Genomic DNA, 24,228 nt, shown 5'->3' on the forward strand with positions numbered 1-24,228 from the left:
GTCGGGAACACCTTGGTGATGCACGCGGTCCGCAAGCCCGCCTCGGCGCAACCCATCGTTGCGCGCAGGCCCGACCCGCCCGCGCCGACAATCACTGCATCATAGCTGTGATCGATGATCTTATAGGCTTCGGCCATCAGCTCGACGTCCCTGTAAATGCGATCTTGAGTATGGAAAACAAGGCGAGCCCGCCCGCACCGAACGTCCAGATGTGCAGCAAGGCCATGGCAATGATGCGGCTTGCATCATGCTGGTAATCCTCGATCACGACTTGAAGCCCCATCTTGAAATGCCAGAAAGTGTTCAACACGATGAGCGCCATCGGCACCGCTGACAGCGGTGACTGCAACCAGCTATGCACCGTCTCATATTCCAGGTTGGGCAACCGGATCAACGACAGGACCAGCCACAACATCAGAAACAGGTTGCCGAACGCCGTAACGCGCTGTGCCCACCAATGGCCCGCCCCGTGTTTTGCCGACCCCAGGCCGCGAACGCGACCGAGTTCCGTACCCGTACCCATCAGTTTTTCCCCAGCAGGATATAGGCCCACATCACGACCGTCAGCAGGACGGCGGCGGCAATCACTACCCGCGCGCCGGTGCGATTGGTCTTCAGTTCATAACCGGCACCAGTATCCAGGACAAAATGCCTGACCCCGTTACACATGTGCAGGAACAGCGCCGCGCTCAGCCCAATTGGAAAGATCATCATCGGCGGCCACTTCGCCCATGTCATGAATGCGGCATAGCTTTCCGCGCCCATTGCCAGCGCCGTCAACCACCAGACAAAGCCGACCACCCCGACCGTAGCCAGCCCCACGCCCATCACCCGGTGCAGGATCGAGACCAGCATGTGCGGCCCCCATTTCCAGATCGACAAATGCGGCGACAGCGGTCGCGCGGTGTTGCGGCTCATAAAACTTCCCCGGTCAGGTGTCGCGCTGTCCATAACCCATCCAAATGCCGATGCAACAGCGCGCAAAACTAACGTGGTATTTACCATTACGACATACAGCAGGCCCGACACGTGAAGCCCAGTTAATCACAACCGAAACGGCACCCAGATGAGCAACGCCCAAACTTCCGGCAAATATCCCGGCCCGGCGCGCCAGCGCGGCGAACGCAATCCTATCCTGATTGCGGACCGGCTCAGGCATTACGATCAGGACGGCGGACTCGCCGCCGACTGCGCGATCGTCTTCAAGGCGATTAATGGCCGCGTCGATGAACTCGCGCTGGCATACTGGCAACGCTATCACGCGCAGAAGAAAGAGACTGTCCCCATCGATATCGAGGAGGGTCGACGTTACGCCATGCTTAAGTTCAGCAATCCGACCGGCCAGGAATGGGCCGACGTGGCGTGCTACCACGCCGAGGGCGCGTATCTTGCCGGCAAGAACATTGAACTCATCCTCGCTTCGTTCGAGTCAAGTCACGAAAAGGCGCTCGAAATCCTGTGCGAATCGTCCAGCGACGATCTCGACTCGATCAGGGCCGGAGCGCGCGCGATCGTCAGATTGTCGGCACTCGAAGCAGAAATCATGACCACCGCAATCAACCAGGTGAAGGCGCAACAGGCGGAACAGGAGCGCGACCACCGGGCCGATCTTTTCCACGATCGCATCGCCACGGGCGTCGCCGAAACATCCAGCCTGGGTGTGCACCTGCGCGCCCAGGCATCGGGAGCTTCGCAGGCGACCCGCGGCATGCTCGGCAAGGCTTCAGAAGTCGCCGCCGCTGCCGAACAGTCCGCCATCGCGATGCGCGATGCTGCGCACACCGCCGCCGGGCTGATCCGCGCGATCGAGGATGCGCGCAACGAAGTCGAAATCGCCGCTGAGGTGGCAACACGCGCTTCGCGCCAGGCCGGGGAAGCCGTGACGGTATCCGAAACACTTTCCGAAACCGCCAAATCGATCGAATCGATCCTCGGCCTGATTCGCGACGTCGCTGGACAGACTAATCTCCTCGCCCTCAACGCCACGATCGAAGCCGCGCGCGCAGGCGACGCCGGGCGCGGGTTTGCCGTCGTGGCGCAGGAGGTCAAGAACCTTGCCAACCAGACCGCAAGAGCGACCGACGACATTGCCGCAAAGATTTCGGCCATTCAGGCCGCGACCCAATCGACGGTCGCCACGAACGGTTCGATCCGCGACACCGTGGCGGAAGTCCAGGCGTCGGCAGTTCGCATCCGCGAGGCGATGGAAATCCAGGCGCAGACGGTCACCATGATTACCGCAGCGGTCGACGAAACGGCTCTGGCGGCCGACACGATGTCGATGACCATCGCCGCAATCCGCGCCGACACCGAAACCGTGGCAACCGAAATCGACGCGCTGGAAACCGGGTTCAACAGCGTGAATAGCAAGCTGGCCTCGCTCAACGATGCGGCGGGCGATTATGTGAAGCTGGTCGCCTGAGGCCATTGTCAAACCGCTCGCCTTAGCGGACACCTTGTCTCTGCACTGAAGTTTCACCGTGGAGCACGCGCCCTAGCCGTCGCCCGTTTTTCCGATATGGGGGCGCATGGCTATCAACATCCTTCTGACCGGGGCAACGCGCGGCATCGGTGCCGCAATTGCCGCCCGGTTCACCCGCGAAGACGTCAATCTGGTCGGCACCGGCAGTGCCGACGGTGATTTTGCCGACCCCGCCACACCGCCACGCCTATGGGCCAACGCGCTCGCCCGACTCGATGGCCGGATCGACGTTCTCATCAACAATGCGGGTGTCTTTGAAGCCGCGCCGATGGACCTGCCCGATTCCGACTGGTCGGCCTCTTGGAACCACACGATGCAGGTCAACCTGACTGCAAGCGCCGAACTCTGCCGACTGGCAGTGCGGCATTTCCTGGGGCGAACTGGCGGGCGCATCGTCAACATCGCCAGCCGCGCCGCCTATCGTGGCGACAGCCCGGATCACTGGCACTACGCCGCATCAAAGGCGGGCATGGTCGCCATGACCAAGACGATTGCGCGTGGCTATGCCGCCCGCGACATCCTTGCCTTTGCAATCTGCCCCGGCTTCACGATGACCGGCATGGCAGAGGATTATCTATCCAGCCGTGGCGGCGCCCAATTGCTCGCCGACATTCCCCTTGGCCGCGTTGCAGACCCCGCCGAAGTGGCCGAGGTCGCTGCCTTTGCCGCGCTGACTGCCCCACCGTCGATGACGGGCGCAATCCTCGACGTGAATGGAGCCAGCTATGTCCGCTGAAAGTTGGAAGCTGACCCTGCCCTGCACCCGCGCAGAGGCCGAGCAATTTGCCGATGACATTCCCGAATTGGCCGACCTCGATCCAGCGCCAGTGATCGTCGCGACCGAACCCGATCCCCAGCGCCCCGACAACTGGCAGGTCGATGCCTATTTCGAGGGCAAGCCGTCGCGCGATATCCTGCGTCGGGTTGCCGCGCTGGTGCCGAGCGCGAAAGTCCGGGATCCCTCTGCCAAGCCGCTGCCAACCGAGGACTGGGTGACGCTCAGCCAGTCGGGCTTTGAACCACTGGAGGCCGGGCGTTTTCATGTCCGAACGCCCGATCACTCGCCGCGCGCCGACCGGATCGACTTCGTGATCCCGGCGGGGCTGGCCTTTGGGACGGGCCAGCACGCGACCACTTCAGGCTGCCTGGCGATGCTCGATGCCCTGAAGCGACGCGGCGCGGTATTTCGCAATGTCCTCGACCTCGGCACTGGCACTGGCTTGCTGGCCTTCGCCGCCATGAAGCTGTGGCGACACGCGCAAGCCACCGCGTCGGACATCGACCCGGTATCGATTGCTGTGGTGCGCGAAAATGCAGTACTGAACGGCGTCGGCAAGCTGCATCTGGTGGTTGCTGACGGACTGTCGCACCGCGACCTGGTGGCGCGCGCTCCCTATGACCTGGTCATCGCCAATATTCTCGCCCAGCCGCTGATCGACATGGCGCCGGGGATCGCTGCCAGCGTTGCCGGGCGTGGGACCCTGGTGCTGGCCGGGCTGCTCGACACGCAGGCCGCAGCGGTCATCCGGGCCTATCGCCGGCAGGGCATGCGATTGGCACAGCAAAGCAGCGGGGAATGGCCGGTGCTCAGGATGGTTGCGCGCCGGCGAGCTGGTCGGCGGCGTAACGCTGCGTCCCGCGCGTGATGACGCGGTCAGCGGCGATCAGGTCCGCTGGCATCAGGTCGGGTTTCCCTTCCAGCGCATCATAGATCGGGGCGAAGTCGGTCTCGACGGTCAGCCTCAGCAGTTCGTCAAAGCCGGGGATGACGAAATAGCTCTGCTGATAATCGTCAATCCGGTATTCGGTTTGCATGACACGGCTTAAGTCAAAGGCGATCCGGTTCGGGCTTAAATCGTCGAGCGCGAACAGCGACTCGCCCCGGCTCGACACAATCCCCGATCCATAGATCCGCAACCCGCCCGCTTCCTCGATCAGCCCGAATTCGACGGTGTACCAATAGAGCCGGGCGAGCCGCTTCAGTGCGCCGAGCGATCCCGCGCGCTGCCCACCGCGACCATAGGCCGCCATGTAATCGGCAAACACCGGGTCGGCGAGCATCGGCACATGGCCGAACACGTCATGGAAAACATCGGGTTCCTGCAGGTAATCGAGCTGGTCGGCGCGGCGGATGAAATTGCCCGCGACGAAGGTGCGATTGGCGAGGTGATCGAAGAACACGGCATCGGGCACCAGCCCGGGCACCGCGACCACGCGCCAGCCGGTCGCCGCCATCAGCCGTTCGGACAATTCTGCGAAATCGGGAATGCCGGGCTTCGACAGGCGCAAGACATCGACGCCGCGCAGGAACGCATCCGACGCGCGGCCCGGCAACATCGCCACCTGCCGCGCGAACAGCGTATCCCAGACCGCATGCTCGGCTGCGGTGTAATCGCTCCAGTGCTGGGGAATCGTGAAATCGTCGGCGCGTTGGTTGGTCATTGCGGATAGATATGATCAAGCGGTGGCGGCGGCAACTATGGCGGCCCAGGCGGGTTCGTCGATCACTTCGATATTCAGCGCGGCAGCCTTTTTCAGGTTCGACCCCGCCCCGGGACCGGCGACCACCAGATCGGTTTTCGCCGACACCGTGCCTGCGGTTTTTGCGCCCAGCATCTCGGCCTGGGCCTTGGCTTCGTCCCGCGAAAGGTTTTCCAGCGATCCGGTGAAGACGATGGTCTTGCCCGTCAGCGCCGACGCCCGGACGTTGGAGACATAGGGTAGCGGGCTGACTTCGCCGAGCAAATCGGCCCACGCCGCGCGATTATGCTCCTCGTGGAAAAAGTCGACCAGCGCCTGTGCGACGACCGGGCCGATACCCTCGATCGCCGCCAATTCGCTCAGCGCATCGGGGTGCCGGGCCACTTCGGCGACGCATTCGACGGTGCCGAAAGCCCTGACCAGATCCTTGGCCGTAACCACGCCGACATGCCGGATGCCGAGCCCGAACAGGAAGCGCGCCGGGTCGGGACTGCGCCGCGCCTCGATCGCGTTCAGCAGGTTGGCGACGGAAGTTTCCTTCCATCCCGCCCGCGCCGTGATCGCCTGGCGGTGAGACTTCAGGCGAAAGATGTCGGCGGGGCTGTGGACCAGGCCGTCGGCAAAGAACTCGATAATGGTCTTTTCGCCAAGCCCGTCGATATCGAGTGCGGCGCGCGACACGAAATGCTTCAGCCGCTCTATCCGCTGCGCCGGGCAGATCAGGCCGCCGGTGCACCGGATGTCGACCTCGTCATCCTCGCGCACCGCGTCGGAGCCGCACTGCGGGCAGGTGTCGGGAAAGACATAGGGTGGGCGGGTGACATCGCGGGTCAGATTGTCGACGATCTGCGGGATGACATCGCCTGCTCGTTGCAGCGTGACGCGGTCACCGGGGCGGACCCCCAGCCGGCCAATCTCGTCGGCATTGTGCAGCGTCGCGTTGGTGACGACGACGCCGCCGACCGTCACCGGTTCCAGCCGCGCCACCGGGGTCAGCTTGCCGGTCCGCCCGACCTGGATGTCGATGGCGAGCAAGGTTGTCTGCGCGCGCTCGGCGGGGAATTTATGTGCGATCGCCCAGCGCGGTGCCTTGGCGACGAAGCCGAGCCGCGCCTGCCAGTCGAGCCGGTCGACCTTGTACACCACGCCGTCGATGTCGAAGGGCAAGTCGGCGCGGCGGGATTCGATGCTGCCGAATTGATTGAGCATCTCGTTTACACCCCTGGCGAGGTGGAGGTCGGGGCTGACGGGGAAGCCCCAGGATTTTATCGCCATCATTACAGCATGTTGCGTCGATCCGGGCAGCGCGGACGTGTCTCCCCAGCCGTAAGCCCAGAACTTCAGCGGGCGGGCGTGTGTGACTTCGGGGTCCTTTTGGCGCAGCGATCCGGCGGCGGCGTTGCGCGGGTTGGCGAAGACCCGCTCGCCCGCAAGTCGCTGGTTCAGGGCGATAAAGTCGGCCTTGCCCATATAGACCTCACCACGAACTTCGAACACGTCGGGGACGCCTGCGGGTAAAACCTGCGGAATGTCGGAAATCGTCGCCACATTGGCCGTTACGTCTTCGCCGACCGCGCCGTCGCCCCGGGTCGCGGCCTGAACCAGCACCCCGTTTTCGTAGCGTAGCGAGCAGCTGAGCCCGTCGATCTTTGGTTCGGCAGTGACCACGACTTCGGTATCCTCGGGCAGCCTCAGGAAACGGCGCACGCGGGCCACGAATTCGGTCACGTCATCGTCTGAAAAAGCGTTGTCGAGCGACAGCATCGCCCTGGCATGGGCGACCTTCGACAGATGCGAGGACGGCGCGGCACCGACCAGGTTGGAGGGCGTGTCGGCGCGGACCAGATGCGGAAACTGTGCCTCCAGCGCGCCATTGAGGTGGATCAGCGCGTCATAGTCGGCGTCGGTAATCTCGGGCGCGTCGTCGGTGTGATAGGCGCGCGCATGGTGCGCGATCTGGCGGGCGAGGCGCATCAGTTCGTTGGCCGCTTCGGCGTCGGTCATGCCGCCTCTACCAGACGGGCGGCCTGGGCGCGGGCTTCGGCGGTGACGTGTGTGCCCGACAGCATTCGCGCGATTTCCTCTTGCCGGGCCTCGGCATCGAGCGTGCGGAGGTTGGTTCGCGTGACCAGCCCGTCGCTGTTCTTGGCGATCAGCAGATGTTCACCCCCGCGTGCGGCCACCTGCGGGCTGTGCGTGACGACCAGCACCTGCCGCGTGTCGGCAAGCCGGGCGAGGCGCTCTCCGATGGCGGAGGCGACCGCGCCGCCGACGCCCCGGTCGATCTCGTCGAAGATCATTGTCCCCGCTCCGCCTTCCTCAGCCAGCGCGACCTTCAGTGCGAGGATGAAACGTGACAATTCGCCGCCGCTGGCGATCTTGGTCAGCGGCGCGAACGGCGCGCCGGGATTGGTCGAGATTTCAAACTCGACCCGGTCGGTGCCCTGTTCGCTGTCGTGTCCGGACGCGACGGCGGTGCGGAACCGCGCAGCATCCAGCTTCAGCGGCGCCAGTTCGCCAGCGACCGCCCGGTCGAGCCGGAGCGCGGCGACGGTGCGGGCCTTGGTCAGCATTTCGGCGGCGGCGCGATAGGCTTCGCGCGCGGCCTTCGCCTGTGCGGCCAGCCGGTCGATCCCGGCCCCGCCCTCCTCGATGGCGTTCAGCCTGGCGCGCAAATCGGTGGCGAGTGCGGCCAGCGCATCGGGCGCGACGCGGTGCTTGCGGGCCAGTGCGCGCAGGTCGAACAGGCGGGTTTCGTCATCCTCGAGCTGCGCCGGATCGAAGACGTGGAGGGCAGCGGCGCGCTGAAGCTGTTCGTCGGCGACCGTCCCCTCGATAATGGCGCGGTCGACGGCGGCGAGTGCTTCGGCCAGGCTGACGTGTTCGCGCGCCACCCGGTCGAGCGCGCGGGCGGCGGCGCGCAATTTGGAAAGCGCGCCATCAGCCCCCTCGACCAGCGCCATGATGTCGCCGAGTTCACCCGACAGCCGCTCGCCGCGTTGCATGGTGGCGCGGCGGTCGGCGAGTTGTTCCTCCTCGCCGGGCTCGGGCGCGAAATCGTCGAGTTCGGCGACGGTATGCGTCAGCCAGTCACGGTCGCGGGTTGCATCGTCGAGCGCGGTTTTTGCGCCGTTCAGCGCGGCGTCGGCAGCGCGCATTGCCGTGAACGCCTGCGCGATGTGTCCGAGATCGATCCGCCCGAAAATATCGAGCAGCGCGCGGTGCCCGGTTGGCGCGAGCAGGCCACGATCGTCATGCTGCCCGTGTATTTCGACCAATCTGGCCCCGAATTCGCGCAATAACGACCCAGAAACGGGCTGATCGTTGACGAATGCGCGGCTTTTGCCGTCCGATTTGAGGGTGCGGCGGACGATCAGCGGCTCGCTGGAGTCGCACTCGATGTCGTTCTGGTAGAGGATCGCGGCGGCAACGGGCTGATAGTCGAAGGTCGCGGTGACGCTGGCCTGCGCCGCGCCCTGCCGGACCAGGCCCGACGCCGCGCGGTCGCCAAGCGCCAGCCCAAGGGCGTCGAGCAGGATCGATTTGCCCGCGCCGGTTTCGCCGGTGATGACGACCAGCCCGGCGCGAAATTCCAGATCGAGCGCCTCGATCAGCACGACGTCGCGGATAGACAGGGAAAGCAGCACGTCCTGTCATTAACGGGATTTTCGTGGAGCGCGAAGCCCCTGTTTTGTTCCGGGGGGGTGGTTCGCCCGCGCCTTTTAATCCGTCACCCCGGCGCAGGCCGGGGCCTATACGGCTGTCGGGCCGGGAGCGCATCTTTCTGACGTCCGTATAGGTCCAGGCCTGCGCCGGTGTGACGGTGATCGCTAATACCTCTCCGGGAAACGCGACCCGGCAAAGCCGTATCGTCGATCGGCGCGTTGGCGCCGTCGGCCGGCCCTGACGCTAAGGCTGGATTTAGCGTCGCTAAATCCTCGCGCGTCAGGCCGCCGGGTGCTTCTGCATCAGTTTATACGCGCGCTCATACCATTTCGAACCTGGATAGTTCGCGCCCAGGACGGCAGCGGCCTTTTTGGCTTCTTCGGGAATGCCCAGCGCCAGATAGCTTTCGGTCAGACGCTCCAGCGCTTCGGGCGTGTGCGTGGTGCTGTCGTATTCGTCGATGACCTTGCGAAAGCGGATGACCGAGGCCAGCCATTGCGAGCGGCGCTGGTAGAAGCGGCCGATTTCCATTTCCTTGCCCGCCAGATGGTCGCGCACCAGGTCGATTTTCAACCGGGCGTCGGCGGCATAACGGGTCTCGGGATAGCGGCGGATCAGTTCACCAAGCGAATCCAGCGCCTGCTGGGTGATCTTTTGGTCGCGCGTCACGTCGCTGATCTGTTCGTAGTAATCGAGCGCGATCAGATAATAGGCGTAGGGCGCGTCCTTGTTACCCGGATGGATCGACAGGAAGCGCTGCGCCGAATCGATCGACTTGTTATAGTCGCGACCCAGATAATAGCTGTAGGCGCTCATCAACTCCGCCCGGCGCGCCCACACCGAATAGGGATGCTGGCGCTCGACTTCATCGAACAGCGCGGCCGCGGTCCGAAAGTCATTGTGGTCCAGTCGCGTCTTTGCCGCAGTGTACAGTGTGTTGACGTCGCGCGCGATATACGGCGTGTCGCCCTTCGATTTGTTACGGGCGCAGCCGCTGGCCGTCACCAGAACGGCGAGAGCGGCGGAAGTGGCGATCAGACGGGGGGTGAGCCGTGGGGAAATCATACGCATGGGCGGGGGTCTTAGCGTTGTTCCCCCGGGTCGCCAAGTGCGGTTGTTGTTGCATTGCCCGGGGGGGTTGGTGACGCTCCCCATGCCGTCACCCCGGCGCAGGCCGCGGCCTATACTGCCGTCGGATCAGGCGCATATCTTTCGGACGCCCGTATAGGCCGCGGCCTGCGCCGGGGTGACGATGGGTTACGGCTCGGCTATTGCGCGGCCATGCCAGCAACCAAACTCACCACCATCCGCGTCGAAAAACCCTGGGGCCGCACGCAGTTGTGGCCGGGGTTCGACAATCCCACCGCAGCGCAAGTCGGCGAAATCTGGTTCGAGGCCCCTGCGGGAACCGATCCCGACCTGATGGTGAAATATCTTTTCACCAGCGAAAAGCTGTCGATCCAGGTTCATGAGGACGACGCATCGGCGCGCGCCGCCGGGCATGACCGTGGCAAGGACGAGGCTTGGGTGATTCTGGATGCCGAACCCGACGCGACGATTGCGCTGGGGCTGAATCATGTCGTCAGCAGCGATACGCTGCGCGCTGCCGCGCTGGACGGCAGTATCGAGACTCTGGTCGACTGGAAATCGGTCCATGCGGGCGACGTCATCTATTCGCCCGCGCGCACCGTCCATGCCATCGGCGCGGGGCTGACGCTGATCGAGGTGCAGCAGAATGTCGACCTGACCTATCGCCTGTATGACTATGGCCGCCCGCGTGAGCTGCATCTGGACAAGGGGATTGCGGTCAGCGACCCCAAGCCGTTCGAGATCGTCGATAGCGGGCATGACGCGGGCGCGGGACGCAAGATCCTGTGCGAGGGCGGCAAGTTTGTCATGGAACGCTGGTCATGGGCGGGCGCGCGGGACGTGACGATGCCCGATGGCGTTCCGGGCTGGCTGATCCCGATCGCGGGCGGCGGCGTGGTCGATGGTGCGCGCTTTGTCGCGGGCGAATGCTGGATGGTCGACGGCGGCGCGGCGCTGGTCGTGGACGCGGGGAGCGACCTGCTGTTCGCCTATCCGCTGGCCGATGTGGCGCCGGTGCTGTCGGCTGGATGAATATTGGTGCTCCGACGGGGAATTTATAACCAAACTTAGGGTTTTTTAGCAGGCCGCCCGCTAAAGCCCTCAGCATGCTCCGCGTCCTGACCCTCTCGACCCTGTTCCCCGACGCAACGCGGCCGCAGTTCGGGACGTTTGTCGAGCGGCAGACGCTGGGGCTGGCCGCGCTGCCCGATGTCACGGTGCGCGTGATTGCGCCGGTCGGGATCGCGCCGCTGGGCGGGATGCTGGCGCGCTATCGGGTGCTGTCGGGACTGCCGCTGCGCGAGGACTGGCGGGGGCTGACGGTGGAACGACCCCGGTTCGTGCATCTGCCGGGCGTCGGCGGGCGGTTCGATCCGGCGATGCTGACACGGGCGCTGGTGCCGGTGATGCGGGCGATCCGTCACGACTTCGCTTTCGACGTGATCGATGCCGAGTTTTTCTTTCCCGATGGACCCGCCGCCATCGCGCTGGGCCGGGCGTTCGACGTGCCGGTGTCCATCAAGGCGCGGGGGGCCGATATTCACGCCTGGGGAACCGCCGGGCCGACGCGACGACAGGTGGTGGATGCCGGGTGTGCAGCCGATGGATTGCTGTGCGTTTCGGCGGCGATGAAGGCCGATATGGTCGCGCTGGGGATGCCAGCGCCGCGGATCGCCGTCCATTACACCGGGGTCGACCCCGCGCGGTTCGCGGTGCGCGATCGGGCGGCAGCAAAGGCTGCGCTGGATGTGTCGGGACCGGTGCTGGTGAGCGTCGGTGCCCTGATCGCGCGCAAGGGGCACGACCTGGCCATCACGGCACTGGCGGAGGTTCCGGGGGCGATGCTGGTTCTGATCGGGGCGGGGCCGGAGCAGGCCGCGCTGGAGGCGCTGGCGGTGCGCGTCGGGGTGGCGGCGCGCGTGCGGTTTATGGGATCGCTGGGCCAGGACGCGATTGCCGACTGGCTGGCGGCGGCGGACGCGATGGTGCTGATGTCAGCGTCGGAGGGGCTGGCGAATGCGTGGGTCGAGGCTCTGGCGTGTGGCACGCCGATCGTGATCGCCGATGTCGGTGGCGCGCGCGAAGTGCTGGAGGGGCAGGATTACGCCGGACAGAAGGTCGCGCGTGAGCCGGGCGCGATTGCAGCGGCAGTGCGAAGCGTGCTGGCCGCTCCGCCCGAACGCGCAGGCGTGGCACGGGCGGCGGCGCGGTTCGGCTGGGCGGCCAATGCGGCGGCGTTGAAGGCGCATCTGGCGGTGCTGGTGGCGGGCGGGACGGCATCGCCCTGCACGCAAATCTGCACCATCGCGGCGGACGGCGAGAACTGTGTCGGCTGTGGGCGGACGATCGACGAGATCGGCGACTGGCCGGGTGCCTCGAACGATCGGAAACGCGCGATACTGGCGCGGATCAGAGCGCGCGGAGAGCGGCGCTGATCCAGCGACCTTCGCCGCGCAACAGGCTCCACGCGCGGGCGGCGGCGCGCGTGTCCATCGCCTCGATCCCGATGCCGCGCGCTTCATAGGCGGCGACCAGTGCCGGAGCCGGGCGGACGAGCGTCGCGCCGGTGCCTAGCAGGATGAATTCAGGAGGCGTGCTGAGGTTGGCGGCGGCGGCAAGGTCATCCCCGTCCCAGTCGATGGCGGTTTCGGGGGTCAGGATAACCCCACCGGGGCGCGGGTTGCCGTCGATCCTGATCTGCCTGCCCGCAAAGCCGGTGATCAACGGCCCGCCCGGATGGCCGACCTGTTCCAGGTCCACCCTAGCGGTCGCGCTTGGTAATGCGTTCGGCGTTGCCACCGGCGGGGCTGGCGGGCTTGCGGTCGAAATTCTCGGCGCGCAGACCCAGCGCCTGCAACAGCGATGACGACACATAGACCGACGAATAGGTCCCGACGACGATCCCCAGCATCATCGCGGCGGTAAAGCCCTGCAGCACATGCCCCCCGAAAATCAGCAGCGAGCCGAGCGCCAGCAGAATCGTGACCGAGGTCATGACGGTGCGCGGCAGCGTTTCGTTAACCGACAGATCGATCAGCGCGCCGATGTCCATCTGGCGGTATTTGCGCATGTTCTCACGGATACGGTCGTCGATGACGATCTTGTCGTTGATCGAATAACCGATGATGGTCAGCACTGCCGCGACGATGTTCAGGTCGAACTCCAGCCGGGTAATCGCAAAGAACCCCAACGTCATCAGCAGATCGTGGACGATCGCAACGAAGGTCGAGACGCCGAACTGCCATTCGTAGCGCAGCCAGCTGAAGATCGCGATGGCCAGGACAGCGATGAACACCGCCAGCAATCCGTTGCGGATCAGCTCGGTCGAAACCTTGCCCGATACGGTGTCGTAGCGTGAGAAGGTGACGTCCGGATTGGTGGCGGCCAATGCCACCTTGACCTTGTTGACCACCGCATTGGTCGCGCCTTCGTCGGTGCTGGCGGGCAACGGCAAGCGGATCGAGACGGTCTTGGGATCGCCGAACTGCTGCAACGAAACCTCGCCGACGTTCAGCGCGTCGACGGTCGTGCGGACTTTGTCGATGACGGGAACCTGCTGGAACTTGGCCTCGATCATCAGGCCGCCGACGAAATCGACGCCGAGGTTCAGGCCGCGCGTCGCGACTGCGCCGATCGCCAGCAGCGTCAGCAGCGCGGTCAGCCCGAACGCCCAGAAGCGCAGGCGCACAAAGCCGATATTGGTGTTGTCGGGGACGAGTTTCAGCAGGCGCATGTGGTCAGACCCCGATCAGATGTGGAGGACGCTGGGACGCTTGCGCCGCAAATAGCTGACCGCGAGCATCCGCGTGAAGAACACGGCGGTGAAATACGACACGAAGATCCCGATCAGCAGCACGACCGCGAAGCCCTTCACCGGCCCCGACCCCAGCAGCAGCATGACCACGCCAGAGATAAAGTGGACGGTGTTCGCCTCAAAGATCGTGCGGCTGGCCTCTTTATAGCCAAGCTCAACCGACTGCACCGGGTTACGCCCGCGCCGCTGTTCCTCGCGAATGCGTTCGTTGATCAGCACGTTGGCGTCGACCGCGGTCCCGATGGTCAGGACGAACCCGGCGATGCCCGGCAATGTCAGCGTCGCATTGAAGAACGCCATCACCGCCAGGATGATGAAGATATTGATGATCACCGCCAGGTTCGCATAGATGCCAAAGCGGCCATAGGTGACCAGCATGAACACCACGACCGCCAGGGCCGCGATGACCGACGCGATTATCCCGGCGCGGATGGAATCAGCCCCCAGTTGTGGGCCGACGGTGCGTTCCTCGATCACTTTCAGCGCGACCGGCAGCTTGCCCGATCGCAGCTGGATCGACATCAGGTTCGCGGTCTGGACGGTGTAGTTCCCGCTGATTTGCGCCGACCCGCCGAGGATCGGTTCGTTGATGTTCGGCGCGGACAGGACCACGTTGTCGAGGATCATCGCGAACGGTTTGCCGACATTGGCCTGCGTCACGCGCGCGAATTTGCGCGCACCGACGCTGTTGAACTTTATGTTCACGACCGGCGCGTTCGATTGCGGTTCGTTGCCGGGATTGGCGTCGGACAATTCATCGCCGTTGATGATCGCGCGGCGTTGCACCGCGATGACCGGCGCGCCTTGGGGATTGCTGGGATAGGGCAGGATCTGACTGCCCGCGGGCGCAATGCCCTTGGCCACCAGGGCCGGATCAGCGGTCAAATCGACCAGTTTGAATTCCAGTTTCGCCGTCTTGCCCAGCAGCGACTTCAGCGCCTCGGGATTTTGCAACCCGGGAACCTGCACGACGATGCGGTCGTCACCCTGGCGGATGATCGTCGGCTCCTTGGTGCCGAGTTCGTCGATGCGGCGGCGGACGACTTCGGTCGCGACCTGCATGGCGTTTTCGACCGCTGCGTTCAGGCCGGCGGTCGTCGGCGTCATCGTCACGCGGGTCGAATCGACGACGGCGACGTTCCAGTCGCGCTGCCCGGTGACCCCGACCGGATTGGTCAGCGCGCGCACCTTTTCCACAGCGGCGTCAAGCTGCCCCGAGTCACGCACGAAGAATGCCAGTGTCCCGTTCGCGCCCGAAATATCACCGATGTCGATGGCGGGCGAAGCGCGGCGCATTTCCTGGCGGACGCTGTCCTCCATCAGGTCGAGGCGCTGTTTGGCGACATCGCCGGTCTGCGCCTCGAGCAGCAGATGGCTGCCGCCTGACAGGTCGAGGCCGAGGTTGATCCGCGGCAAGCCTCCGAGGCCGAAGCGCTCGGCGGTCGTTTCGGGGATCAGGCTGGGGATCGAGAACAGGATGCCGGTGACCAGCACCAGCATGATCGTCCAGATTTTCCAGCGGGGAAAGTCGTTCATCGTCAGTCGTTCGCGGGTTTTGCGCCGCCCAGGGGCGTGACATCGGTCAACGTCGTCTTGACTGCCTTTACCTTCACCCCGGTTGCGATCTCGATTTCGACATGATCGTCCTCGACGCGCGTGACCTTGCCCATCAGACCACCGCCGGTGACCACGCTATCGCCCTTTTTCACAGCGGCGATGCGTTCGCGGTGCAGCTTTGCCTGGCGCTGCTGCGGGCGGAACACCAGCAGGTAGAAGATCGCGATGGTAAAGATCACGGGGATCAGCGGCGAGACGAAAGCGGCAATACCGCCCGACGCGGCGCCAGCGGTTTGTGCGTAAGCGGGAGTGATGAACATGGAAACCTTTAGCCTGTAAATGGCGAAGGCGCGCGCCTATCAGAGGGGCCGGACGTGCGCAACCTGTGGGCGGGCGGGAGGCCATCGGGTATCCGGCCACAACACCCGCGCCGTGCCGCTTGCCTTTGACCGCCCTTCCCCGTATTGGCCCGCCCTCGGTCGGGACGTAGCGCAGCCTGGTAGCGCATCACACTGGGGGTGTGGGGGTCGGAGGTTCGAATCCTCTCGTCCCGACCAGAAAATGAAGCAGTTAGAATGGTTTAGCGGGCAGCGCAGGTTGCGCTAACTGCCATAAGAAGTTGTGTCTAACGTATGTGTAGCAGCGCCGCTGTTACGCATTAAAAGAACGAGTCAGCGGTTGGTTTTCATCCACCGCTCTCATCAAACCCTCATTCAGCAACATCCGCAGTCTGAAATTCTCCCTTTAGTGTCCCGAACCGCTTGATTCCCAGCTTGTGAAATACGGACAATGGAGCTTCCGTATTTACAACCTGATCCGAGTTCAAACTTTCCCGAAGCTCTGCTTGGTTTATGCCAGCCTCCGACAGGTCCTTGAAGATCGTTCCCATGTAACCCCCAATGACTGATGTAATCTGCATTTTCACGAACTGAGCGAGATCTGCCATCACATGCGGTATTGGACCTGCACAATGAGCAACGTCGCCATTATTCACCCGCATCATCGAAGTGCTCATATGGGAAACTCGTCCCCGTTCAATACTGGTAAGGCTTAAGTAAGTGTAATAAACTCCTATCTTCATTTTTGAAAAATGGAGTTCAAATAACCCTATTCCTTCGCCCCTCAGATTTGGAAAATCTTTCTCTAAAGTTGCAACGGTATAGCTTACAATCAGAGTGCATTCCTGCGCAGAATAAGGAGGAATGTAAACTACGTCATACTTACTTTTCACCACAAATGGCTGGCGCTCTCGGCGAAGCGGAATACTCGCCGCAAAGATTGCAGCTGCAAAGTCCCCAGCACTGTTATCAGCCAACGTTGAATGGTCTACCTTCCATGTCTCATCGTTTTTCAAATGATAAGTATGGTGAATTTGAACCTTTTTCGAATGCTCATTCGGCCACGCGGTGACATGTTCTTCACGAATTGGAAGGTTACGATCTCCATCCTCTAGATTTATCGACGAATATGGAGAGAATATGACACCCTTATCCCCTCTATCTTTCGCACCCACAAGTCGGCAAGGAATTCCATCGATTTTTACCATTAGGGCGACTTGGCTTCGTCTCGGCAGGTTGGTCATCCAGTTGATGATATAGTGCTGCTCACGAGATACTAGCCGAATGAACTAGCATCAGACAGATGCTAACGATGCCACACAGCGCAAGCCTCCCACACCCGCAAGGCGGCAACGATAACAATCATGTCCTCGCTGTCCAGTGCCCCGCTTTCAATGCCAGGCAGAACCTGTGTCTCGACCCACGCGTCGAATGAACCGAACCAGATGGTGAACGGGGATGGCGTTGGCTTCGCTCCAATTTCCAATCGCTGCACGCGACGTTTGATGGTGTTGGTATGCGCCGCCCGAATACCCGATCTCGTGACCCGATACGAGTCCCGCGCGCAACCGGCCCCCTTCGCCCGACGACGAAAACGCTGTCCTACAGCAAACCGTATCGGTTAGTTGCGCGCCATCTTCAGGGGAACAGCGCCATGGACATCGACCAACTGATCGACGACGCAATCGGGCGGGAGGGGGGTTATGTGAACCACCCCGCCGACCGGGGTGGGGCAACGCGGTGGGGGATTACCGAGGCGGTCGCGCGCGCGCATGGCTTTCGCGGCGAAATGCGGAGCTTTCCGCGCGCCGATGCGGTTGCGATCTACACGACGGTCTATTGGCTGCGACCGGGCTTTGCCGAAGTTGCGGAATGTGCCCCGTTGGTTGCCGCCGAACTGTTCGACACCGGCATCAACATGGGACCGGCGGCGGCGGTGGCGTTCCTGCAGCGCGCGCTGAACGCGCTGAACCGGGGGGCGTCCGATTATGCGGATATCGTTGCGGGGCCACGTGTCGACGGAGCGACTTTGGTGGCGTTGCGCGCCTTCCTGAAACAGCGTGCCCCTGGCGGCGAGCGCGTGTTGATGAAGGCATTGGAGGCGTTGCAGGGCGAACGCTACCTCGATCTGGCGGAGCGGCGTCCGGCGAACGAGGCCTTTCTTTATGGGTGGCTGGCGAACCGGATTGGATAGCGGATAATTTGCCGTTGAAGTGTGACACAAGGAACAGGAGACATATCATGGCATTGCTGGATTCAATCGTCGGGCCGATCGCCGGGCTGCTCGACAAGATCATCCCCGACCCGCGCGCGCGGGATTTAGCCAAGCTGGAACTGCTGAAGCTGGAAGGATCACAGGAAATGGATGCGGTGCGGGTGCAGATGACCGCCATCGTGGCCGAGGCGCAATCGGTCGATCCCTGGACCAGCCGCGCGCGTCCCAGCTTTCTCTACGTCATGTACACGATGATCCTGTGGGCAATCCCGATGGGGCTGATCGCGGCGGTCCAGCCGACCATCGCACACGACATCGCCGCGGGCATGAACGCCTATCTGGGCAGCATCCCCGATCCGATGTGGACTTTGTTCGGGACGGGATATCTCGGTTATACGGCGGCGCGGAGTTGGGGGAAGTTTAAGGGGGTCGATAAATAGCGGCCTCCCATTGGATGCGAGGCCGGTCCGGCTTGCAAATCGGGCGATACTATGGCGTTCTGCCCCGACAACGGGGAGAATGACGATGAGCGATATCGGACCACCGCCGGTCGGCCGCCAGAATGCGCTGGTCGATCGGGCGAAAGCCATCCTGCTGACACCGAAGACCGAATGGCCGGTGATCGATGCCGAATCCATCACGGTTGCCGAAATATTCAAATCCTATGTCCTGCCACTGGCGGCGATCGGGCCGGTGGCTCAACTGGTCGGGTCGACAGTGTTCGGATATGGCGTGGTAGGGTTCAGCTATCGCCCGACGTTGGCGGCTGCGATCGGCACGGCGATCGTCGGTTATGTGTTCGCGCTAATCGGTGTGTACCTGCTGGCGCTGATCATCGACTATCTGGCGCCGCAGTTCGGCGCGGCCAAGAACCGGACGCAGGCGTTCAAGCTCGCGGCCTATGCGTCGACTGCGGCCTGGGTGACGGGGATATTCGGCCTGTTGCCCGCGCTGACATTCCTGGCGCTGCTGGGCGGCATTTACAGCCTGTATCTCCTGTATCTCGGCCTGCCCGTGCTGATGAAAGTGACGGCGGAAAAGCTGGTGCCCTATTTTGCGGTGATCATCGTGGTCGCCATCGTGATCCGCCTTGTCCTGTTGGCGTTGACGGTGCCGTTGATCGGGACGTTCGCGATGGCCGGCGGGGCAAGTGCTGTGGACACGGCTTCGGGGACGGTCACCATCCCGGGCGGGGGATCGGTCGATCTGGACCGGATGCAGGCGGCGTCCAAGCGCATGGAGGCGTCGGCGGCGGCCATGCAAAATGGGCAGGCCAAACCGCCGACGGCCCCGGCGCTGTTGCAGGCATTGCTGCCCGCGACGCTGCCCGGCGGCTTTACGCGCACCAGCCTGGAAAGCGCGTCGGCGGGGTCCGGCGGCCTGGGCGGGTCGAACGCCAAGGGGGAATATACCAGCGGCGACCAGATCGTCCGGCTGGAGGTGACCGACATGGGCGCGCTCGGCGGGCTGGCGGCGCTGGGCGGGGCCATGAACATCGAATCGACCAAGCAATCGGCAAGCGGCTATGAAAAGACCGGCAAGGTCGATGGACGACTGACCACCGAAAAATGGGACGCGGCGGGCAAGTCGGGCACCTACAACACCATCGTCGCGGACCGTTTCATGGTCGAGGCTTCGGGGACGGCGCCCTCGATTGACGTATTCAAGAGCGCGGTTGCCGCGATCAACATCGCCCAGATCGAGGCACTCGCCAAGCAATAGCCGTTGCGGCGGCGCGGGGCGGCCCCCATATCGCCGTGATGAATGATCGCACCCAGTCGTCTAGCCCCGCGTGGCACGGCACCACCATCGTTTCAGTCCGCAAGTCAGGGAAGGTCGTCATCGCCGGAGATGGTCAGGTGACGATGGGCCAGACCGTGATGAAGCCCAATGCGCGCAAGGTTCGCCGCATCGGGGACGGCACGGTCATCGCCGGGTTCGCGGGCGCGACCGCCGATGCGTTCACGCTGTTCGAGCGGCTGGAACGCAAGCTGGAGGCGCATGCCGGGCAGTTGATGCGCGCCGCCGTCGAACTGGCGAAGGACTGGCGAACCGACAAATACCTCCGCAACCTAGAGGCGATGATGATCGTCGCGGATAAGGACGTGACGCTGATTCTGACGGGCAATGGCGATGTCCTGGAGCCCGAGGCCGGGATCGCGGCCATCGGGTCGGGCGGCAATTATGCATTGGCAGCGGCCAAGGCGCTGGTCGAATACGAACCCGATGCCGAGGTCCTCGCGCGCAAAGCCATGGCCATCGCAGCGGAGGTTTGCGTGTACACCAACGACCGCGTGACGATCGAAGTGATCGAGGGAGCGGCAGCATGAACGACGCCCTGACCCCCAAGGCCATCGTCGCGGCTCTCGACGCGCACATCGTCGGTCAGCAGGATGCCAAGCGCGCGGTGGCGGTTGCGATGCGCAATCGCTGGCGGCGGCAGCAACTGTCGCCCGACCTGCGCGACGAGGTTTCGCCAAAGAACATCTTGATGATCGGGCCGACGGGGTGCGGAAAAACCGAAATCTCGCGGCGGCTGGCGAAACTGGCCGACGCGCCGTTCGTGAAGGTCGAGGCCACCAAGTTTACCGAAGTCGGCTATGTCGGCCGCGACGTCGAACAGATTGCCCGCGATCTGGTCGAGGAAGCGATCCGGCTGGAGAAAGAACGCCGCCGCGTGTCCGTCAAGGACAAGGCCGAGGATGCCGCGATGGCCCGCCTGCTCGACGCGCTGACCGGCAAGGGCGCGTCCGAAGCGACCCGGCTCGCGTTTCGCCAGCGGTTCGAGGAAGGCTCGCTCGACGACAAGGAAATCGAGATCGAGCTGGATGCAGCGCCGCAGATGCCGTTCGAGATCCCCGGCGGCGGCGGCAATGTCGGCATGATCAACCTGTCCGAAATGATGGGCAAGGCGTTCGGCCAGGGCCAGCAGAAGCGGCGCAAGATCAACGTGCGTTCGGCGTGGGAAAAACTGATTGAGGAGGAAGCCGACAAGCGCCTCGATCAGGACGAGGTCAGCCGCGCCGCGCTCGCCGACGCCGAGGCCAATGGCATCGTTTTCCTCGACGAGATCGACAAGATCGCGGTCAGCGACGTGCGGGGCGGTTCGGTCAGTCGCGAAGGTGTCCAGCGCGACCTGCTGCCGCTGATCGAGGGCACGACGGTCGCGACCAAATATGGGCCGATGAAGACCGACCATATCCTGTTCATCGCGAGCGGCGCGTTTCATGTGGCCAAGCCCAGCGACCTGCTGCCCGAGTTGCAGGGCCGCCTGCCGATCCGCGTCGAACTGAAAGCGCTGACCGAAGAGGATTTCGTCCGCATCCTGAAAGACACGCGGGCGAGTCTCGCCGACCAGTATCGCGCGTTGCTGCTGACCGAGGGGGTGACGGTGACCTTCACCGACGACGGGATCGCCGCCATCGCCCACATCGCGGCGGAGGTGAATGCCAGCCTGGAAAACATCGGAGCGCGGCGGCTGTCGACGGTGATGGAAAAGCTGCTGGAGGATGTCAGCTTCGAGGCCGAGGACCGGCAGGGAACGACGCTGATCGTCGATGCAGCTTATGTCGACGCTCAACTGGCAAGCGTCGCGCGGAACACCGACCTGTCGAAATACGTGCTGTAGTTAGCTAAAAATAGAGACGTCACCCGGCGCAGGCCGGGTGACGAGATGCCCTTGTTACTTCCCCGGCAGCACCGTCATCCGGAACTCACGCCCTGGCACTAGCCAGCGTTTGGCGGTCGCCTGTAATTCGGCGGGCGTGATCCGGGCATAGTCGCTGGACATCGTGATAAGCGCGCGCTCCTTTTCGGGAACCCGCGTGATACCGCCAAGCTGGTTCAGCCAGAAAGTATTGCCGCTTGCCGCGCGGGCGATGAGCTGTCGCAAAGGTCCGACCGATCGCGCCAGTTCGTCCGCGGTTACCGGCTGCGACGCGAATTGGGCGGCGATACTGCTGGTCAGCGCAAAGAACCGGTCGACGCCCTGCGGTTTGACTTGCGAGGTGACGACAAAGCTGCCGCCGCTTGTCAGCCCCATCGGCCACTGGCTCGACACATTGGGTGAATAACTTGCCCCCTCCCCTTCGCGGAGCTGGTCGAACAGCCGGTCATTGAAGATCGCCGCCAGAATGTCGAGCTTGCGGCTTTCATAGACGTCGGCAATCCCGCCCGCCGTTGGCCACGCCAACACCGCCGCTGCCTGGTCGGACGGGCCACGATGCGTGCGCATCACTGGCTTGCGGGTTGGCTTGACCGTCGGTGAGTTCGCGCTGCCGGGGGCGATGACCGCCGCCGGGCGCGGGGCAAGCGCGCCGAAGGTCGCCGCGACTGCCGCCGTCGCCTTGGCCGCGTCGAAATCGCCATAGACCGACAATTCGATCGGCCCCTGCGCCAGCAACGGCTCCCACAGTTTTCTGAAGGTTTCAGGGGTTAGTCCCGCAATCTGTTCGCGCGTCGGCGTCGACCAGCGCGGGTCGCCACCGTGCAACAGGCCCTGCAGGTCACGGTTTATGACGGCGTTGGGTGAGGCATCATTGCTTTCATACCCAGTCGTCATCGCGGCCCGCGCGCGCAGCACCGGCGCCGGATCCCAGCCCGGATGCGCCAGCTTGGCCGCCATCAGCTTCAACTGGTCGTCGAGGTCGGCGGCGCGTGTCACCGACCGCAAGGTGAAACTGTCGTCGTCGACGTCGAAACCGAGATTGATCCGCCGGGCGCTGGTCAGCCGGTCGAGTTCGTCCTGTCCCAGGTCACCGATACCGCCGGCGACCAGCGCAATCGGCGCGGCCCATGCGACCGTCGCCGTGCTTGATGGCAACGCCTTCATCCCCGCCCCGAACCTTGCGGTGACCAGCACCTTGCCAACCTCGTTCGGGTCAGGGTGCAGGACCAGTTTCATTCCATTGGCAAATTCGATGACACGCAGGCCGACGGTCTCGATCTGCGTCGTCTTCACGATCGTGCCGGGTGCGCCGAACTTGGGCAGGCGGTCGAAGCTGACGGGCTTTCCTTCTGCCGCTGACGGACCCGCCGTAATCTCGGCGACGAGTGCTGCATTCAGCAAGGCATCGGCCTTGAGATCGGCGGCGGGCAGAGTCAGCAGCGCGCGCGTCGGGGTTCCCGTCATCAGATGCTGGGTTGCCGCCAGAATCGCCGCCGGAGTCAGGCGGTCGTGCATGATCGCAAAGACATCGCGCGCGACTTCGGGACTGGCCACGGTTTCATGGATGTTCACCGCCTCGACCAGATTATCCGACAGTTCGCCGCCGCTGTCATTGGTCGAAGTCTCGACCGCCTGCTGGAGCGCGGACGCGAATTCGGCGGCCTCGCGGTCGATGTCGGCTTGGCTCGACGGGTGCGTCAGGGCGTCGGCGATGACGCCACGAACGTCGCGAATGGCCGCCTGCCAATCCTGCCCCAACGGCACGATTTGGACGAACGTGCCATCGACCGACCGCGAAATGTCCTGCTGGTCGATGCTCGCCGACAGGAAACTGCCGCCCAGCCGGGCGCGCCGTTCCAGCCGTCGGTTGATCAGCCGCGTGGCGACGGTCTCGATCAGCTTGCCACGATTATATTCGATCGTGTCGTTCTTTTCGGCCCATGGTCGCAGCACCGCGATGTTGACCACCGTCGGCAGGCCGGTTTCCACCAGCACCCGGCTACGTGGCGCATTGGGGTCGGGCTTGCCGAAATCGGGCGCTGTCGTCGATGGCGGAGGTGGCGCCCAATCGCTGAAATACCGCTTGATCAGTGTCTCGAAAACTGTCGGGTCGGCATCGCCTGCGATCACGACCAGCGTATGTTCGGGTCGATACCAGCGGTCGTGAAAGGCCCGCAGCGCGGGGACGGTCGCCGCATTCAGCGACGCGATGTCACCGATCGGCGACCCCTGCCCCAGCCGCTGCCCGGCAAAGAACAGCTGGCGGGTGGCATCGCCAACCCGCTGTTGCGCGCCGCTGCCTTCACGCAGTTCGGCCAGCACGGTCCGGCGTTCGGCATCAACCTCGGCCTGTGTCAGTTCGGGCGCGGCCATCATGCCCGACAGAACCTTGACGCTTTCATCCAGTCCCGCCGCCGTCGCGCTCGGCAAGTCGAGCTTGTAGATCGTCTGCGTCGCGGTAGTCGAGGCGTTGGTGTCAGACCCGAATGTCGCACCCAGCCGCTGCCACAGCCGCTTGGCCTCGCCATCGGGAACATAACGCGAGCCACGAAAGCTTAAGTGTTCGTTGAAATGGGCAAATCCGCGCTCGCCTTCCCGCTCCATCAGCGAACCAGCGTCGATGGCGACGCGAATCGAAACCTGGCGCGGGGGCACGCCGTTGCGGCGGACAGCATAGCGAACGCCGTTGGGCAACTCGCCGAAGATCCATGCCTTGTCGGGGGGAATGTCGCTGCCCCGGTATAGCCACGGAACCGGCGCGATGACGGACTGGGCAGCGGCGGGCTTGGCGACTCGAGCCGGTGCACGCGCCTCCGCAATGCCGGTGAACGCAAGGGTAAGGACGAAAACGGAGCGCAGGACGCGCGACAGGACTGGACGCATAAGGGGGCTCCTACCGGGATGGGCAAGTTCACGCCA

23 protein-coding genes and 1 tRNA gene are annotated in these 24,228 nt (G+C 63.9%); 11 read left to right on the plus strand and 13 right to left on the minus strand.

Annotated elements, in window-relative coordinates:
* The 3 genes from Q0R02_RS09375 to sdhC form a co-directional block, all read right to left on the minus strand.
* The coding region (locus Q0R02_RS09375; RefSeq protein ID WP_293882933.1) for an FAD-binding protein at positions 1-137 on the minus strand (137 nt) is incomplete at its 3' end.
* Positions 137-523, minus strand: coding sequence for a succinate dehydrogenase, hydrophobic membrane anchor protein (gene sdhD / locus Q0R02_RS09380; RefSeq protein WP_293882744.1), 387 nt, complete (start codon positions 521-523; stop codon positions 137-139). The genes sdhD and Q0R02_RS09375, both read right to left, overlap by 1 nt.
* On the minus strand, positions 523-918 hold the full coding sequence (gene sdhC / locus Q0R02_RS09385; RefSeq protein ID WP_293882745.1) for a succinate dehydrogenase, cytochrome b556 subunit: 396 nt from the start codon (positions 916-918) through the stop codon (positions 523-525). The genes sdhD and sdhC overlap by 1 nt, the downstream gene beginning before the upstream one ends.
* 148 nt (positions 919-1,066) lie before the next feature.
* On the opposite strand from sdhC, the gene Q0R02_RS09390 reads away from it, so the two are divergent.
* From Q0R02_RS09390 to Q0R02_RS09400, 3 genes are all read left to right on the plus strand, one after another.
* Positions 1,067-2,422, plus strand: coding sequence for a methyl-accepting chemotaxis protein (locus Q0R02_RS09390; protein WP_293882747.1), 1,356 nt, complete (start codon positions 1,067-1,069; stop codon positions 2,420-2,422).
* Between the two features lie 106 nt (positions 2,423-2,528).
* A complete protein-coding gene (locus tag Q0R02_RS09395) occupies positions 2,529-3,218 on the plus strand; it encodes an SDR family NAD(P)-dependent oxidoreductase (RefSeq protein WP_293882750.1) in 690 nt (229 codons plus the stop codon).
* Entirely contained in the window at positions 3,208-4,128 is a 921-nt protein-coding gene (locus tag Q0R02_RS09400; RefSeq protein ID WP_293882751.1) for a 50S ribosomal protein L11 methyltransferase, read from the plus strand. The genes Q0R02_RS09395 and Q0R02_RS09400 overlap by 11 nt, the downstream gene beginning before the upstream one ends.
* Here the strand turns inward: Q0R02_RS09400 and phhA are convergent.
* The 4 genes from phhA to Q0R02_RS09420 all read right to left on the minus strand — a co-directional run bounded on the left by phhA (position 4,070) and on the right by Q0R02_RS09420 (position 9,694).
* Positions 4,070-4,924: a phenylalanine 4-monooxygenase gene (gene phhA, locus Q0R02_RS09405; protein ID WP_293882754.1), complete on the minus strand. Its 855-nt coding sequence runs from the start codon at positions 4,922-4,924 to the stop codon at positions 4,070-4,072. The genes Q0R02_RS09400 and phhA overlap by 59 nt on opposite strands.
* A 15-nt stretch (positions 4,925-4,939) precedes the next feature.
* On the minus strand, positions 4,940-6,967 hold the full coding sequence (gene ligA / locus Q0R02_RS09410; protein WP_293882756.1) for an NAD-dependent DNA ligase LigA: 2,028 nt from the start codon (positions 6,965-6,967) through the stop codon (positions 4,940-4,942).
* Entirely contained in the window at positions 6,964-8,610 is a 1,647-nt protein-coding gene (gene recN / locus Q0R02_RS09415) for a DNA repair protein RecN (RefSeq protein WP_293882758.1), read from the minus strand. Before recN ends, ligA begins: the two co-directional genes overlap by 4 nt.
* Positions 8,611-8,908: 298 nt before the next feature.
* Complete coding sequence (locus tag Q0R02_RS09420) at positions 8,909-9,694, minus strand: outer membrane protein assembly factor BamD (protein WP_293882935.1); 786 nt, start codon at positions 9,692-9,694, stop codon at positions 8,909-8,911.
* Between the two features lie 216 nt (positions 9,695-9,910).
* Here Q0R02_RS09420 and Q0R02_RS09425 point away from each other — a divergent pair, with 216 nt between their 5' ends.
* Both Q0R02_RS09425 and Q0R02_RS09430 read left to right on the plus strand, forming a co-directional pair.
* Entirely contained in the window at positions 9,911-10,750 is an 840-nt protein-coding gene (locus Q0R02_RS09425) for a class I mannose-6-phosphate isomerase (protein WP_293882937.1), read from the plus strand.
* A 74-nt stretch (positions 10,751-10,824) separates the two neighbouring features.
* On the plus strand, positions 10,825-12,153 hold the full coding sequence (locus Q0R02_RS09430) for a glycosyltransferase (protein ID WP_293882761.1): 1,329 nt from the start codon (positions 10,825-10,827) through the stop codon (positions 12,151-12,153).
* Here Q0R02_RS09430 and Q0R02_RS09435 read toward each other — a convergent pair.
* Genes Q0R02_RS09435 through yajC form a run of 4 tightly spaced genes read right to left on the minus strand, consistent with a single transcriptional unit; the run spans position 12,128 to position 15,409 of the window.
* A complete protein-coding gene (locus Q0R02_RS09435; RefSeq protein WP_293882764.1) occupies positions 12,128-12,478 on the minus strand; it encodes an MTH938/NDUFAF3 family protein in 351 nt (116 codons plus the stop codon). The two genes, Q0R02_RS09430 and Q0R02_RS09435, sit on opposite strands and share 26 nt — an antisense overlap.
* A 1-nt stretch (position 12,479) precedes the next feature.
* Positions 12,480-13,451: a protein translocase subunit SecF gene (gene secF, locus Q0R02_RS09440; protein ID WP_293882767.1), complete on the minus strand. Its 972-nt coding sequence runs from the start codon at positions 13,449-13,451 to the stop codon at positions 12,480-12,482.
* 15 nt (positions 13,452-13,466) lie between these two features.
* Positions 13,467-15,068, minus strand: coding sequence for a protein translocase subunit SecD (gene secD / locus Q0R02_RS09445; RefSeq protein ID WP_293882770.1), 1,602 nt, complete (start codon positions 15,066-15,068; stop codon positions 13,467-13,469).
* A 2-nt stretch (positions 15,069-15,070) separates the two neighbouring features.
* Positions 15,071-15,409, minus strand: a complete 339-nt coding sequence (gene yajC, locus Q0R02_RS09450; RefSeq protein WP_293882771.1) for a preprotein translocase subunit YajC — start codon at positions 15,407-15,409, stop codon at positions 15,071-15,073.
* Positions 15,410-15,569: 160 nt separating this feature from the next.
* Here yajC and Q0R02_RS09455 point away from each other — a divergent pair.
* Positions 15,570-15,646, plus strand: a tRNA-Pro gene (locus Q0R02_RS09455).
* Positions 15,647-15,798: 152 nt separating this feature from the next.
* Here the strand turns inward: Q0R02_RS09455 and Q0R02_RS09460 are convergent.
* Positions 15,799-16,671 carry a hypothetical protein gene (locus tag Q0R02_RS09460; RefSeq protein ID WP_293882773.1) on the minus strand — a complete coding sequence of 291 codons (873 nt, stop codon included), beginning with the start codon at positions 16,669-16,671 and terminating at the stop codon, positions 15,799-15,801.
* Positions 16,672-17,081: 410 nt separating this feature from the next.
* Here Q0R02_RS09460 and Q0R02_RS09465 point away from each other — a divergent pair, with 410 nt between their 5' ends.
* The 5 genes from Q0R02_RS09465 (at position 17,082) to hslU (ending at position 21,270) form a co-directional block, all read left to right on the plus strand.
* Positions 17,082-17,621, plus strand: a complete 540-nt coding sequence (locus Q0R02_RS09465; protein ID WP_293882775.1) for a glycosyl hydrolase 108 family protein — start codon at positions 17,082-17,084, stop codon at positions 17,619-17,621.
* A gap of 47 nt (positions 17,622-17,668) precedes the next feature.
* Positions 17,669-18,082, plus strand: coding sequence for a holin family protein (locus tag Q0R02_RS09470; protein ID WP_293882777.1), 414 nt, complete (start codon positions 17,669-17,671; stop codon positions 18,080-18,082).
* Between the two features lie 85 nt (positions 18,083-18,167).
* The gene (locus Q0R02_RS09475; RefSeq protein ID WP_293882779.1) at positions 18,168-19,364 is read left to right on the plus strand and encodes a Yip1 family protein; all 1,197 of its coding nucleotides are present in this window, start codon (positions 18,168-18,170) and stop codon (positions 19,362-19,364) included.
* A 38-nt stretch (positions 19,365-19,402) separates the two neighbouring features.
* On the plus strand, positions 19,403-19,972 hold the full coding sequence (gene hslV, locus Q0R02_RS09480; RefSeq protein WP_293882782.1) for an ATP-dependent protease subunit HslV: 570 nt from the start codon (positions 19,403-19,405) through the stop codon (positions 19,970-19,972).
* Complete coding sequence (gene hslU / locus Q0R02_RS09485; protein ID WP_293882783.1) at positions 19,969-21,270, plus strand: ATP-dependent protease ATPase subunit HslU; 1,302 nt, start codon at positions 19,969-19,971, stop codon at positions 21,268-21,270. The genes hslV and hslU overlap by 4 nt, the downstream gene beginning before the upstream one ends.
* Positions 21,271-21,324: 54 nt before the next feature.
* On the opposite strand, the gene Q0R02_RS09490 is transcribed toward hslU, so the two are convergent.
* A complete protein-coding gene (locus Q0R02_RS09490; RefSeq protein ID WP_293882784.1) occupies positions 21,325-24,192 on the minus strand; it encodes a pitrilysin family protein in 2,868 nt (955 codons plus the stop codon).
* Positions 24,193-24,228 lie beyond the last annotated feature (36 nt).

Source organism: Sphingomonas sp., from assembly GCF_025353885.1.
GTDB lineage: Bacteria > Pseudomonadota > Alphaproteobacteria > Sphingomonadales > Sphingomonadaceae > Sphingomonas_O.